The 13,418-nt window shown below is 56.8% G+C and carries 12 protein-coding genes and 6 pseudogenes; 7 read left to right on the top strand and 11 right to left on the bottom strand.

All coding sequences use genetic code 11. The features are described from left to right. The first annotated feature begins 156 nt into the window (after positions 1 to 156). Positions 157 to 825: a helix-turn-helix domain-containing protein gene (locus MXB53_RS15335; RefSeq protein ID WP_248898437.1), complete on the top strand. Its 669-nt coding sequence runs from the start codon at positions 157 to 159 to the stop codon at positions 823 to 825. Between the two features lie 174 nt (positions 826 to 999). Here MXB53_RS15335 and MXB53_RS15330 read toward each other — a convergent pair whose 3' ends face one another. The 4 genes and pseudogenes from MXB53_RS15330 to MXB53_RS15315 form a co-directional block, all read right to left on the bottom strand. Further along, the gene (locus MXB53_RS15330; protein ID WP_248898436.1) at positions 1,000 to 1,875 is read right to left on the bottom strand and encodes a DUF8172 family protein; all 876 of its coding nucleotides are present in this window, start codon (positions 1,873 to 1,875) and stop codon (positions 1,000 to 1,002) included. Between the two features lie 63 nt (positions 1,876 to 1,938). After that, positions 1,939 to 2,355 (bottom strand): annotated as a pseudogene (locus tag MXB53_RS15325) (type IV toxin-antitoxin system AbiEi family antitoxin domain-containing protein); the annotation flags it as partial. 79 nt (positions 2,356 to 2,434) lie between these two features. Continuing rightward, positions 2,435 to 2,842, bottom strand: coding sequence for a MarR family transcriptional regulator (locus MXB53_RS15320; RefSeq protein ID WP_248898434.1), 408 nt, complete (start codon positions 2,840 to 2,842; stop codon positions 2,435 to 2,437). Positions 2,843 to 2,952: 110 nt separating this feature from the next. Continuing rightward, on the bottom strand, positions 2,953 to 3,747 hold the full coding sequence (locus MXB53_RS15315; protein WP_248898433.1) for a DUF8170 family protein: 795 nt from the start codon (positions 3,745 to 3,747) through the stop codon (positions 2,953 to 2,955). Between the two features lie 115 nt (positions 3,748 to 3,862). On the opposite strand from MXB53_RS15315, the gene MXB53_RS15310 reads away from it, so the two are divergent. Further along, entirely contained in the window at positions 3,863 to 4,351 is a 489-nt protein-coding gene (locus MXB53_RS15310) for a winged helix-turn-helix domain-containing protein (RefSeq protein ID WP_248898432.1), read from the top strand. A gap of 62 nt (positions 4,352 to 4,413) precedes the next feature. Here MXB53_RS15310 and MXB53_RS15305 read toward each other — a convergent pair whose 3' ends face one another. From MXB53_RS15305 to MXB53_RS15275, 7 genes and pseudogenes are all read right to left on the bottom strand, one after another. Then, on the bottom strand, positions 4,414 to 5,244 hold the full coding sequence (locus MXB53_RS15305) for a type IV toxin-antitoxin system AbiEi family antitoxin domain-containing protein (protein ID WP_248898431.1): 831 nt from the start codon (positions 5,242 to 5,244) through the stop codon (positions 4,414 to 4,416). A 124-nt stretch (positions 5,245 to 5,368) separates the two neighbouring features. Then, a pseudogene (locus tag MXB53_RS15300) lies at positions 5,369 to 5,776 on the bottom strand (M78 family metallopeptidase domain-containing protein); the annotation flags it as partial. Further along, positions 5,761 to 5,913: pseudogene (locus MXB53_RS15295) on the bottom strand (DUF8013 domain-containing protein); the annotation flags it as partial. The pseudogenes MXB53_RS15295 and MXB53_RS15300, both read right to left, overlap by 16 nt. A 132-nt stretch (positions 5,914 to 6,045) precedes the next feature. Further along, on the bottom strand, positions 6,046 to 7,716 hold the full coding sequence (locus MXB53_RS15290; RefSeq protein WP_283102429.1) for a sensor histidine kinase: 1,671 nt from the start codon (positions 7,714 to 7,716) through the stop codon (positions 6,046 to 6,048). 214 nt (positions 7,717 to 7,930) lie between these two features. After that, on the bottom strand, positions 7,931 to 8,152 hold the full coding sequence (locus MXB53_RS15285; protein ID WP_248898429.1) for a DUF8129 domain-containing protein: 222 nt from the start codon (positions 8,150 to 8,152) through the stop codon (positions 7,931 to 7,933). Positions 8,153 to 8,218: 66 nt separating this feature from the next. Continuing rightward, a pseudogene (locus MXB53_RS15280) lies at positions 8,219 to 8,725 on the bottom strand (hypothetical protein); the annotation flags it as partial. A 260-nt stretch (positions 8,726 to 8,985) separates the two neighbouring features. Then, entirely contained in the window at positions 8,986 to 9,642 is a 657-nt protein-coding gene (locus MXB53_RS15275) for a trimeric intracellular cation channel family protein (RefSeq protein WP_248898427.1), read from the bottom strand. 149 nt (positions 9,643 to 9,791) lie between these two features. Here MXB53_RS15275 and MXB53_RS15270 point away from each other — a divergent pair, with 149 nt between their 5' ends. From MXB53_RS15270 to MXB53_RS15255, 5 genes and pseudogenes are all read left to right on the top strand, one after another. Further along, entirely contained in the window at positions 9,792 to 10,424 is a 633-nt protein-coding gene (locus MXB53_RS15270) for an IS6 family transposase (protein WP_248898426.1), read from the top strand. A 505-nt stretch (positions 10,425 to 10,929) separates the two neighbouring features. Further along, positions 10,930 to 11,139, top strand: a pseudogene (locus MXB53_RS15900) (nucleotidyltransferase); the annotation flags it as partial. Positions 11,140 to 11,234: 95 nt separating this feature from the next. After that, positions 11,235 to 11,546: a DUF8065 family protein gene (locus MXB53_RS15265; protein ID WP_248898425.1), complete on the top strand. Its 312-nt coding sequence runs from the start codon at positions 11,235 to 11,237 to the stop codon at positions 11,544 to 11,546. Between the two features lie 20 nt (positions 11,547 to 11,566). Then, positions 11,567 to 12,151, top strand: a pseudogene (locus tag MXB53_RS16065) (hypothetical protein); the annotation flags it as partial. Positions 12,152 to 12,159: 8 nt separating this feature from the next. After that, entirely contained in the window at positions 12,160 to 13,407 is a 1,248-nt protein-coding gene (locus MXB53_RS15255) for a tyrosine-type recombinase/integrase (RefSeq protein ID WP_248898423.1), read from the top strand. The last annotated feature ends 11 nt before the right edge of the window (positions 13,408 to 13,418 follow it).

Raw genomic sequence — 13,418 nt, 5'->3', positions numbered from 1 at the left:
TTGGTTTGAGCATCTCAAAATCGGACTGTGCTGTTCGCTACAGCACGGGCATCTCTTACCAAACAGAGCCACTTCGGCGTGTTAGTCAAGATAAGCCTGGTACAATAGCGAGTCTACTGCTATTTTAACTGTTACCGGAGTATTGGTAACTACCAGATGTACGAGGTGCTCGACGATACCGCAGCGCAGGTCATCCTCACCATCGAGAGTGGTGACTCCATCCGGCGTGTCGCTCAACACCTCCACACGCCCTACGAGACAGTGAGACAGGCCGTCAATCGGCTGGAAGACGCAGGCTACGTGTCCTATGACGACGGCCTCACTGTCGTCGACGAGCGCGTACGCGAAGCAGCGCTCGAGCTCGTCGCTGCCAGCGCCGGCGTCAGTCCACCCTCCATCGAGGAAACGTACGTCATCCCACAGTTCAGTGACTGGCCGTTCGCGTTCACGCGGATCGACGCCGTCTACGTGTGGACTCAGGGCGGCTACCAAGTCAGTCGCGAGCCCGACGACTATCCGCTGTTCCTCGCTGTTCGTGAACAAGACGTCGACGCCTGGGAGACATTTTTCGAGTGGTTCGACCTCCCGACCGCATTCGAGCGACAGCGCCGAGACGAGTTGGACGGACCGCTGCAGATCGTCCTCGAGCCAGGGCCGTCCCTCGACATCGAGCACGTCGAGGGGTACCCGGTGATCCCGAGAGCAGAGACGATCGAGTATATGCGCGAGAACTACGCCCAGTTCCAGTCGGGGCTGGCGATGCTTGACCGGATGTACGAGGATCTCGATCTTGACGTTGCCCACCGTGAAACCGAGCGTACCTAGGCAGATACGCAAATCGTGCGAGACTTTATACCTCGGCAGAGCCAAGATTTGTTTGACCGATGAGTCTGGACGACGCGGTTGAAGAGGCTCTCGCAACATACGGAATGTCGCGGAGCGAAGAGGCCGAGGAGACGGGCCGAACAGTCGCGACGCTCCAAGACTAGCGCACGCCGCTTACTCGAGAGTCCGAATTTTCTCTGCGAACTCCGCCTTCGATAGCCCAGGGGTTTCCATCAGCTCAGGGTTGTCGGTGCGCTCAACCGCCTCTTCGACGAATTCGATCCAGAGCTCCTCGTGCGCTGTTGCGTAGACTGTTTTCGCTTCTGCGGGATACATATCCAGCTCGTATGCCGTCAGGTCGATCTGGACCTCGTGTTTCCGCTCAAGCGTTGTCGCTCCGAAGTCAGAGAGATGTTTGAGGAGCACATTCTTCCGACGAACCGTCAAGAGACGCTTTGAATCGTTAATATACTGGTTTACCCACTCCCGCCAGTCGTATGTCTCTGAGTCGATTTCCACGGAGGTCTCTGGCATCGAGAAGTCGGGAGCAATCCGACGGAGGTAGAACTGAATCAGGGCAACAGCAGTCCGATGGTTCGCATTCGGAAGCGCGTGTTTGAGAATGAGATTTGAGGCGAGACGGCCTGCAACATCAGTCGCGCTGCCCTCCCACGACGTCCGGTTGAGTGCGTCTGGGAGTGCATCGATGTCGATGTTCTTGTACGCTTCAACAGGAACTCCTTCTTCTTCCTCGTTCTGGGCTATGAGCGCTTGATAGATCTCGAGGAGCCGGGCAACGATGGTACCGTTATCAGCACCCATCTCAGAGAGTGCCTCGCCAAGATCGAATTCGAGATCGCCGACGTCCCCACCACCGACGCGGGAGGTATAGATACCGAAGAACTCGCTGTCAAGATCGTACTTGCGAACCTTCACCGCCACGTCATCGTCGTACTCGACAATCCTGGCAACGATTTCTGATGGAGTTTCGTGGACAAAATCAAGAGAGAACTGATTGTCGCCCGGATGATGATAATAGACGTGACCCATCTACCTGATTCGCTGTACTTGGAGGAGCATCTTAATTCACGTCCCCCTCGGATCGACCCGGCATCAGGATTCCATCGAACCGAGTCTCTTCCGGTCGACGTTGATTCGGAGACGATACTCACTGTCGTAGCGTCCCTGTTCGTTTCGCGTTGGGTCGAGCAGCGAGTACCCGCTTGTGAATGATTCGAGGAGCGTCTCACGCGTCGGGAGGTCGATACCCAGTTCGTCTGCCAGGTAGACGATTCGCTTGGTTGCAGCGCCATTGTCGAGTCCCTGGAGGTACTCACCGACTGTCGCCCACGAACAGTCCCGAGCGTCCGCGGCGACTATCGCCTGTGCGAGTTCCCGGATTCCACCACCGAACTCGGGATGGTCGGCACAGTCAACGAGCGTCTTTTCCACGTCTGCGACGTTCACGACGGTGTCCTCGATGAGCCTCGACTCGTAGCCGAAGAATTTGATCTTGAGCGGAGCGGCTACGTCCGTGAAGTCGGTCAGCCAGTGGCTGATCTCCGGGAATAACGGCAGACTATCGCTCCCTGTTCTCTGACAACCACTCCTAATCTGGACGGGGTGCGTTCTCGTACTTGACCATCTTCTCGGGCTTATCGGCGATGGTGTCGTAGATCTGCTGAAGTGTCTCCTCCGCGGCGAGCAGATTGTGCGTCTCCAAGAACTCGCAGCCGTCTTCGGTGAGGCCGTAGAACTTCCAGGGATACCCCTGTCGGCGCTGGTCGTCGTCCAAAGCGACCTCCGTGACGATGCCGGCGTCGATCAGCTTCTGGATGTGCTTGTAGACGGTCGCATCGCTCACACTGGGATTGAGCTCCTCGAGTTCGTACATCGATGGGAGCTGTTGGGGATGAGCGAGAATATCGCTGATAAGCGAAAACCGTGTCTGCTGTGTAATGAAGTGGATGACTTCCCGTGGTGTCGTGTCGTCACCGACACCCGAACCAGCCTCCATAACGATGTATTCGACCGGGCGTAGTAAAGTAGTTTACCCGAGAGTAAACTACCGAGCTGACTCACTCTGATGAGTGTACCGCCAAGCGAGTAGGGCAGGATAATTCACTGTTACCCACTCTCTTCCCACTCCGGACGTGGCGTCGGGGATGGGAGTTCGTCAACCACAGTTCGAAGTTCGTCCTCTGTCGTCCACGGGAAGCACCGCTCGTGGAGTTCGAATTTGCGGAACTTGTTGAGATGGACCCAACTGTACGTTGCCGGCTCTTCGTCCTCATCTGCCCGGTCGTCGATCACATCCCACACCTCCTGTTCGTCGATGTCGAGACTGCTCTCTTGGGTGCGATCAACGAGCGACTCGACTTTTGATTGGACTTCATCCGCCGACAAATCGTCTGCGAACGCAATCTCGAGGGCGGCCTGAATGACGTGCTGTGTCGAGTCAAGGTTCTCGTCAGTCACCCACGCGTAATCACGTGGGAACACGTACGACTTGTCGAAATACGGCGGGTCATCGATCTCGCCCAATTCAGGTGCCTCCCCACCACTCTCCTTCTCGAAGATCCCAACGATGTAGTCGCTGTATGTCGCGAGCAACGAAAACATGATATCGAACGTATTGAGCCGGTCAGTCGGAAGTTCGAGGAGATCACCCATGATGAACGGATAGGCACCGAGCTGCTTCGTGAGTTCGTTCTGGACGGCGCGAAGCCGGCGGATATAGGGGTCGCGATAGCTCCCCAAGATGAAATACGATGTCCGCTGACTCCAGAGATACGGCAATTCACGCTGGGTGAACCGCCAGATTTCCCGTTTCTCTGCAGGCTCAAGTTCGATGCCCCCGACGGCCTCGTGAACAACGGTCATAATCTCCCCAGCGTCCGGCGGCGGGCTTGGGTCGGTCATTAGCTGCCGATTCAAACCACACCACCTTATCCCTTCTGAATCACTTTGGTTTTTTATAGATTAACCAACTTGGACGACCCTAACTGTTATAGCGTCCTACCTCGTACCAGCACGTATGAGCGAAACCGACACTGGTGCGGCCGATGCAGGGCCGTTCGCGGAACAGCATCGGCTGTTCAAGCTGCTGTCCCAGGATACGCGCCATCTCATCATCCAGGAGCTGCTGGGCCATCCCGCCCATCTAATGTCGCTCGCCGAACTCGAGTATATGACCGGGAAGAGCCAGGCGGCCATCAAAGACCAGTTGGAGACGTTGATCGACGCCGGACTCCTCGCACGCTACACGTACGATCCAAGCGAGGGGAAACGTGATCTCCCCTCCCAGTTCTACGGATTCACAGAGCGGGGCGTCGAGGTCCTCCACGACTACAAGTATCTCCGTGGGCTTCCGGTCGCACGTGCCCTCTACGAAAACACGCGCAAGACCGAGAAAATCGAGCGCCACGAATCGGCCCCTCGCCCGGAGCTTCCGGATGCCGTCGCAGAAGCCCTCGAGTTCGACGAGCCCGATCTCGACGCCGTCGATGGTGGCACAAACCCATAGTTCGTCGTTGAACAGCACCGTTCTCGACGCTGCAGAGAAGGTACGCCGACTTCGTACCTAGGTCAGGACTCCGTGGGCTCCAGCATGGCTGGCTCGACGTTGATCCGGAGGCGATACGTACTGTCGGTCGGCCCGGTGTCGGGCCGCGTCGGGTCCAGCAGCGAGTAGCCACTCGTGAACGACGCGACGAGTTCCTCACGCGCCGGGAGATTAATGCCGAGCTGGTCGGCGAGGTAGACGATCCGCTTGGTTGCCACGCCGTTGTCGAGGCGCTCGAGGTACTCGCCGACAGTGAACCAGTCGCAACCCCGTTCGTCGGCAGTACGCATCGCGGTTGCGAGTTCCCGAAGGCCACCACAGAACCCAGGGTGATCCGCACAGTCGACCAGCGTCTTCTCCAGGTCGCTGACCTGCACGGTCGTACCCTCGATCGAGGTCGGCTCAAAGCCGAAGAATTTCCGCTCGGTGACTGTCGTGACGCGGTACGAAACACCGTGGATCTCCCGGCTTTGCGCTCGGGTCGGCGTGACGACGTACACCGTCCTGGGAACCTGTTCGGTCAGCCCGTGGTGGCTGAGGGCACTGTAGTAGCCGATGTACATCGGCTCGGCGACGTGGGCGGCGATGAGGTACTCGTGGGTCGTGTACAGGCCCTCTTCACCGGCTGCGAGTGGGATGATGAGGTATCGGCCGGGAAACAGTCGGTCGAGCCAGCCCTTCTCGGTGAGCCGGGAGGCAATCTCGCGGGCGGTGTTTGGGGGAACCTCCAGCGTCGTCTCGATGTCGTCAACGGAGATGATCTGGTGCCCCGCGCCAGCGAGTCGTGCAAGGAGTCGACTTTCTCGAGTCGAGAGACCCTGGCGTATATTTTGCGTTTGTTCTATGGCGCTCATACCTGCGTTTCTTACATAGAATATAAACACAGGCCTGCTTTAGCCTTGCGGCTGCAACGGACGACGGAGACGAGCAGACTTAACCAATGGAATCGGGGTGTGGAACCGTGCGTTGGTTAAAGATTCAAGCACCGTCTTCGACTACGTCGATGAGCTCTTCTGCTGTGGAACTAATCCGGTCGAGACGGTCGCGAACGATCTCGGGATCGTCCGACACCCACGCGGCCAAGTAGAACGCCGACCCGCTGGTATCTAACCCACAGTACCGCCCGACGACGTACGCGACGGCTTCGGCCTCGACTTCGCGCTTCGACCGCTCGGTGTCGTCGTCGACGTCGAAGTGGAGCAGGGCGTGGGCGTACTCGTGGATCAACGTCCGCGCAAGGTCGGCATCGTTCTCCCGATCACGCACCTCGACACGCGGTTGCAGATCGACGAGAATCAACTGCTCGCAGATGCCTTTCGCCTCGCCGTGCGTCCACTCCGCTTCCGGAACGATACGAACCGTCACGCCAAGTTCGTCGGCGGCTGCTCACCGGCGAGCACACGGGTGATGGATTCGATTTCGTCGGGGACGTCGGCGGGATCGATCTCCGCTGATTGCGTGTTGTCGATATCGACCGGAATTTCGTCAATCGAGACGTTGTCAGGACGCTGTTGTTGACTCACTGGAAGTCACCTCTGAGGGCTTTCAAAGGAGCCCTCGCCCTCTCCGGGGGCATGAAAAACAGGTCGCGAAGTCACGCCGACAGGCGGTAGAAATTCTATTGCCAGGGTTTCGTTTTATACTGGACGCCGAACCTATGACGCCTTGTTCGACGGTTTATGAATAGGCAGTTCGACGACGAAGACTGAACCAGTTGGGTCGTTGTCTTCGACCCACACGTCACCACCGAATTGGTCCGTCAGGAGATGGACGAGATATAGACCAATCCCCGATCCTGGACTGTCCAATCCTTTCTCCCCTTTTCCGAAGATTTGTTCTTTCTGTTGGTCAGAGATGCCAGGCCCATTATCTGCAATCCGGTACCGGACAGTCTCTGAATTCTCTTCACAGGAGACGGTGATCTCAGGGGTCTCTTTGTCGTTGTGTCGGACCGCATTCTCGAGGATATTCCGGAAGACCGACGAGAGCATCTCGTTTGCCTGTACCGACACGTCGCAGAGTGCACCCGATACGTGAAACTTCGCGTTCGGGAACGAATCACGTACTGCAGCGAGCTCAGCGTCAAGAAGTGGCTGAAGCTGGATTTCTTCTAATTCAGCTGTTCCTTCTTCCGAGAGTGATTCAACGAACTCACGTGCGACCTCTGTGAACTGGATTACGTGCAGGGACTTCTGTAACACTCGGTCTAGGGCGTCTTCCCCATCTTCATCGACGTGGTCTTTGAGGATCTCGGCCCATCCGAGAATCACTGCCATATCGTTCCGGATATCGTGTCGAACCACACGATTCAGGGCCTCGAGTTGTTCGGTTTTCTCCTCGAGTCGCTGTCGATACGACTCGCGTTCAGTTACATCGGTAACCGTCACTAATTGGCCGGTCGTTACCTCACCTGCTAAGAATGGCGTGCTCGACACGTCATAATACCGTGTTTCACCATCCTGCGTAACTGCCAGGATATCTTGTTTGGTGAGATGATCTGCGAGTGCGATATTCACAGCCTCAAGCGGTTCGCCAAAGGAATCCTCAAGGGCTGGGAAAAGGTTGCGAGCCGCTTGATTATAATCCTGGATCCGGGTTTCTTGGTCGAGGAAGATTGCGGGTTTATCTGACTCCCCGGTTAATCGGATTGCCTCAAACCGCTGTCTGTAGAAGAAGAGCGTTCCAACGGCGAAGAGGGCGACGCCAGGTGGCTCATACATTAATGGGAGCAGCCAGTCGACCTGACCGCCAATAATCGTTGCAACAGCTGGGAGGCCTGAGAGTCCAACGAGCACGACGAGCGGACGGCTGTCACTACCAGTATGATGGAACCGCTCCATCAGTACGAAGAACCCGACAGCGATGGCGGCATATGATAGCCCCAAGACGATCCAGTAGAGCAGTTCGTGATGGATCACGAGGTGCGGGAATGGTTCTGTGACCCATTCCGTCGTAAAGTAGAGATTGTGGAGTGGATTCGTGATTTTGAGAGCGGTGAAAAAGAGGAACGTCCCGAGTATGAGGTTTCGGAATGGGGCGTGTCGAGGTGGCCGACCGGTATATGCAGCACAAAAGTAGAGCCAGGCCCCAACGGCGACGAACGCAAAGATGAAGCCAAATATATAGAAAGCGAGTTTCCCCGCACGTGTCGGTGCGAGAAGATAGCCTATGTACCCTCCAGACCACAGAGCAACGGAACCGAGGAAGACGATCAGTCCTTCACGTGTCTCCGGATGCTGTATCTTCCGTGCTTGTGGAATAGTCGCCATACAGGCAATCGCAGATAGTGCGAAAATTGTGACGTGACCTAGAAGGAGGGGATTCATTATCCAGATAAAGGGTTGTTCTCGGGGTATTAAATAACGGTTTGGAACAGCCCTCTTTCAGGGGGACATCGGGCTTCTTCCGGCCAGTAGGCATTCCTTCTCTCGGTCGATTCCCAGAGTTGGCTTCGAACTCATAAGGCTCCAACAGTACTGACACAGCTGATTAATCAACAATAGGAAAACTCACGCAGTACCTGTTGGTTAAGAGCGGAGCTTACTCTTCGTCCTCACGTAGCTCTTCAGCCTTCCACTTGGGTCGGCGCAGGATTTGCTCCCGATTCTGATGGGCGTTCTCGTAGGCAACACACTCCTGAAGGGTTTCCATATCCGAGATCGTCGCGATACCGGCCTTGACCAACCAGTAATTCGGTGCTTCAAGACGCTTCTCAGGTGGGAATTCGTCGTCACTCCCGTCGCTAATCGTGGACTGTTTCATCTCGGTAGTCCTCCACCTCTCAAGGGCGAGAAAAACAGAACAGACGACTACATCACCGACGCGGCGTCAGGCCATCACGTCCTGGAATCGCTCGCGAAGCGCATCTTCACGCTCCTCGAACTGATTGACCTTCTCCTGTAGGTCGTCGCTGACTCGCTCGATGCTCGCCAGCGCTCGTTCGCCGGCCAGCGAGGCTTGGGACCCGTCGTCGCCGTCCGCCTCTAACTCCTGCTCATAGGCCTGCTTGACGCGCTCGATCGTTCCCCCCGGGTTGAACAGGATGTCGTTGGCCGTGCGGACGTAGCCGTCCAGCGACGCACCCTCCTTGCCCTGGAAGAAGTGAGTGAGCGCGTACGTCGCGCCGGAATGCAGCGTCCACATATCGATCTCGACGGGAGAGGTCGCGTTGGCCTCCGCATCGCTCGCAGCGCGCTCGGCTAGGTAGTCCGGGAAGCCCAGCAGACTGTAGAACTCCGTGACGGTGAACGGGAGCTCCGAGAAGTCGAGGTCGCTGTCCTGGGCGTCACGGATGAACTCGAAGAGGTCGTCGGCGACGAGTTCGACGACTCGGAGCTGACTTCGTGTTGACATCGATGATCGTCGGCACGTGTGCGCCGGCAGCCATCGCTGGCGCAACAACACGCGCAGTTACAGACCGCGTGAGTCTCTTTTCGCTGACTCGGTTGAAACACTTAATTTCTGATAGAAATGACCTGCTCTATATGGAGGATGTAGCCAGTATGTGATTCGTGTTGTTCCATACTCGGTGAGTGCATCAATTGGTTAGGGTGCCTGCAAACTGCATGGGAATTGTCCCCACTCTGACATCATCTTTAGTCACGTCGTGTACCCAACTGTTGGACTGTCGGGAGATGCCAGTCGAATGTTACCGCGGCTAAGCGAGTCACGACGGTCATCCCTGCACACACCGCAGCAGCCGTGCTCCCTGCCGCGCCCAACGCTCCCGCGAGCCAGTATGCGCTCCCCCCGAGGACGGCACAACTCGCGTAGAAATCCTCGAAGAGGATGAACGGGGCGCGGTCAAGGAAGATATCTGCTACCGCACCCCCACCAACGGCGTTGATCGTCGCAATTGCAACGACCCCAAATGCTGAGATACCCGCATCAGTCGCGACGATAGCACCGGTTGTCGCAAAGGCCGCGAGACCGATCGCATCCGCGACGAGGGTAATGGGGTGCGTATCCGGAGCTGACAACACGATTCTGAGTGCGATGGCTAAGCCGACGCCGAACAATCCCAGACCGATCTCGATAGGGGATTGAAGTACCAACGGAACGCGCGCAACCAGCATATCGCGGGTCGCACCACCGGCAAACGCCATCGCTAGCCCGACAATGGTAATCCCCAGTAGGTCGAACTCCTCGCGGACCGCCTTCGACGAACCGACGAGGGCGAACGCGACCAATCCGATCGTGTTCATGACGGCGAACGGGTCATGGAAGAGGATCGCGATGACGTCCTGATTCACTACATTCGCCTACGATGGCGGGTCCCTTGAGTGCCATGTCTCAATCCTGTCCTTGCTGTTCACGCTCCCGTTGAAGAAGTGTAGTATATTGTCGCCGGGCGGTGTTCAGATAAGGATCAAGGATGAGGCGGTGCGATTTTTGAGTGGCTATGCTCGAAATCGCACGCCTCAGCGACGGTAGCGACCGCTTCGAGTTAGGACTTGTGGAGCGAGAGGCGACACCCGAGCCAGCGATGAAGCTCGGTATTCGACATTTAGCTGGATTATCACTTTCGAATATCATCTCGATTCTTGAAATGTTGGGTGTCGAACGTTGTCGATCCACCGTTCACAACTGGGTGCAGAAGGCCGATTTACAGCCCACAGATGGTGCCGACCCGGATCACGTTGCGGTCGACGAGACTGTGATCCAGCTCAATAACGAACGATATTGGCTGTACGCTGCGGTCGATGCCGACACGAACCGCTTGCTGCATGTGAAGCTCTCTCCGACGAGAAACCAAGCGATTACCGAGATGTTCCTTTCGGAACTCCGCGAGAAACATCTCGTCGATGATGCGCTCTTTCTCGTCGATTCTGCACCGTGGCTGCAAGCGGCACTCCATCGACACGGCCTCGATTACAGATACGAAAAACATGGTAATCGGAATACCGTCGAACGTGTCTTTCGAGAACTAAAACGTCGAACCAATCAGTTTTCAAATTGTTTCAGCCATGCTGAAGCAGACACCGTTGAAAATTGGCTTCGAGCGTTCGCCTTCGCATGGAATCAGCTAATCTGAACACTACCAACCTATGTGTACCGAACTGTCTGATGCTGAAGATTTCAGCGAGATAAACAAGGATAACGGAAGGGAACTCATCGGTGCTATTAACCGCCGATACAGTATTCCACCGAACACACTCGACCAGTTTGACCGGACCGAACGAGCAATTGCCTTGGCGGCCGCGAAGGTTCTCCCTGAGATCGCAATAGTGAACCCCTCAAATACCGCTTCGCGGTCGTCCGGGAATACGTTTCATACGAGGACGTAGAAAAGAAGCGAAGCCGAGGTAGACTGTTTAGAACCGAAGCTCAGTGCCGATTAGACAGAGCCCTTACAGACGTTGCAACAGCGTCCGACCGCTGTGAGGGAACGATTCGTAACGGATGTACGTACGCGTACGACACTGATTCGCCGACTGCTTCGTTTAGAGAGGATTGTGAACAAATTCGGAACCTCGTACGATAAGATCTCTTGGCAACGTCATTGCCCACCCATATAATATACAAATAAACTATGAACCGACGCGAACACCATTGCCCGTGACCTCGAAGACACGGTGTTCAATGGTGACCGATACGCCTATGATATCGACGTCGAGGCCGTCTAGGCGATCCCGGCGTACTCCGAAGACATCCGAGAGATCGTCGTTTCAGGGTTTCCGGTCTTCAAGACGAGTGACTTCGAGACTGTCGAGAACCTCCTCTTGGAGGAAGGAACTGTTGATGAATAGAGACGTGTCGACAGCTACTGTGCCCGTGTAGATTTGTACCCCTGTGTTCACACATAGGGGAACAATTTATCAAACTGGACCGTGTATCTCTTGGTATGAGTCAGGAATCGCTCGACGATACGATCAAATTCCGTGCTGGTCCGCTTAAAGAAGCGGCAACCGAACTGGATTCCGTCCATTTGGGTGGCATCAATATCAGCGAACTCGCACGTGAGGGGCTTACGCAGATGCTTCAGCGATCGATGACGGATGACGACAAAATCGCGATTTACGAGCGCTATTCGGCAGGTGACCTCTCGGAGGACGCTGCTCGAGTGCTCCTCGACGACGAACTCGACTTCCTCGAAGAGGATATTGACGCCTTCTGTGAGGCTGCCGACGACGACACCAGTGACTATCTCGTCTAAATGGTAGCGCCGACACACGGTATCCGATCCTCGTCGATACGGACACGCTGATCGCCGTTGCGAATAGCTCCTTGTGGACCCAACTAACTGAACACGTCGGTCTCACGACGACGAACGTCTGCAAACAGGAACTCAAGCGGCACGTCGAAAACACGCGCGAGACCGCCCCAGAGGGAAGCCGCCCATACCGGCTTCATTACGGGAGCCGTACCGCTCTCGGGGCGCTGGAAGATGACGAGAAACCGCTTACCCAAGTGACGAGCGTCCCCCGGCCCCACGGAGCGGACGCCGGCGAGGAATCGCTCCGACAGGAAGTGGTACAGAATCCCGAGACTATCGACTACGTCATCTTGATGGACGCAGCGGGCCGGCGTTCGATTCGCCGCGCTGTCGACGACCAAGCCGAAGATATCCGTGTTGTGACACCGCCGTTTCTGTTCTATATCCTCTACGACAACGACATCATTTCGCGTCGTGAGTTCTGCGAAGCGTGCGGCGAGCTGTTAGAACGTGAGGGCTGGACCGGATACAACGCCGTGAAGGCTGCGTGGGAGGGGATTCCGATTGATTGCAGTGATATTCTGGATGACCACTTGCTCCCGTGACGAAACTTATGAATCAGAACACCTCATCGACACGCGATGGTTCGACACCGCTCACGAGTTCCTTCGAGCGATACCTCCAGGACAAGGGGAAAGGCCGCGGCGGCGACGGTGGGAACTATCGACGTAACGCTGCACGCGAGCTTGAACGGTTCGCCGAGTGGGCCGCCGGCGACCGTGGCGATGACGACTGGACTGGGATCGTCCCCGACGACGTTGACCGGGAGCCGACCTTCGACGATCTCGACGAACGTGTCTTCCGCGAGTACGCCCGACATCTCGCTGGTGACCGTGGCCTCAAACAGAACACCGTTCAAACCTATTATCGCTATATTTCTGCGTGGTGTGGCTGGTGTGTCAACGAAGGGTATCTCGAAGCGCACTACGCCCAGCGGGCGAGTGCGATGGCGCCGCTGCCGGAGGACGACGGCCGGAAGCCCGGCGACCAACAGGCTTGGACGTCCGAACAGCGCCACGCCCTCACCCGCCACGTAGACGAACGGGCCCGCGACGCCGTCGAGGCGTACACGACACTTCCGGAGGATACTGACCTCCTCGACAAGCAGCGAGCGCGCTACACGGCGCTGAAGACGGCTCGTGACCGTGCGCTTGTGTTCGTCCTCGCGTACACAGCTGTCCGTGTCGGGGAGCTACTCCGGGATCCGAACGACCCGCGCCGGCGCGGCGTCCGCTGGGAGGATCTCTCCCTCGACGACGGGAGTATGGACGTCTACCGGAAGAAACAGCAGTGGGACGCCGCGAGTCTCCCCGATCCGGTGCTCTCGCCGCTACGGAGCTATCGTGAATTGATGGACCCGCCGACGGAGCGCTGGCCGGTGTTTCCGACGTTCGACCAACGGACGCTTGCGAGACTTGTTCAGGATGGGCTCACAGACCGGGGAGAACGCTCAGAAGCAATTACTGAGCGCCGGGAAGAATACGCTCGCGACCTATTACTGGCACTCGATGAGGATATTCGGCCGCCGTCGATCACGACAGACGGCGCAAGGTCGATTCTCCAACGACTCTCGGAGGCCGCAGAGATCGAAATCGACCATCCGAAACACGACTATCTTGCTCCGCACGGCGGCCGTCGTGGGATGGGTGAGGTCCTCGTCCGAGCGTTCGGGTACACGGTGGCGGCCCGGTATCTGGATAACTCCGAAGAGATGGTTCGCGAACGATACTCGCACATCGAGGCCGGTGAGTTGGGCGACGTGGCTACGGAGGCCCTCGAAGAAATTGATGATGTCGCGTAGACTTGAAATTT

The organism is Haloplanus sp. XH21 (genome assembly GCF_023276355.1).
GTDB lineage: Archaea > Halobacteriota > Halobacteria > Halobacteriales > Haloferacaceae > Haloplanus > Haloplanus halobius.
Note: the sequence above shows the minus strand (reverse complement) of the source record. Positions and strands in the feature narration are given on the sequence as shown.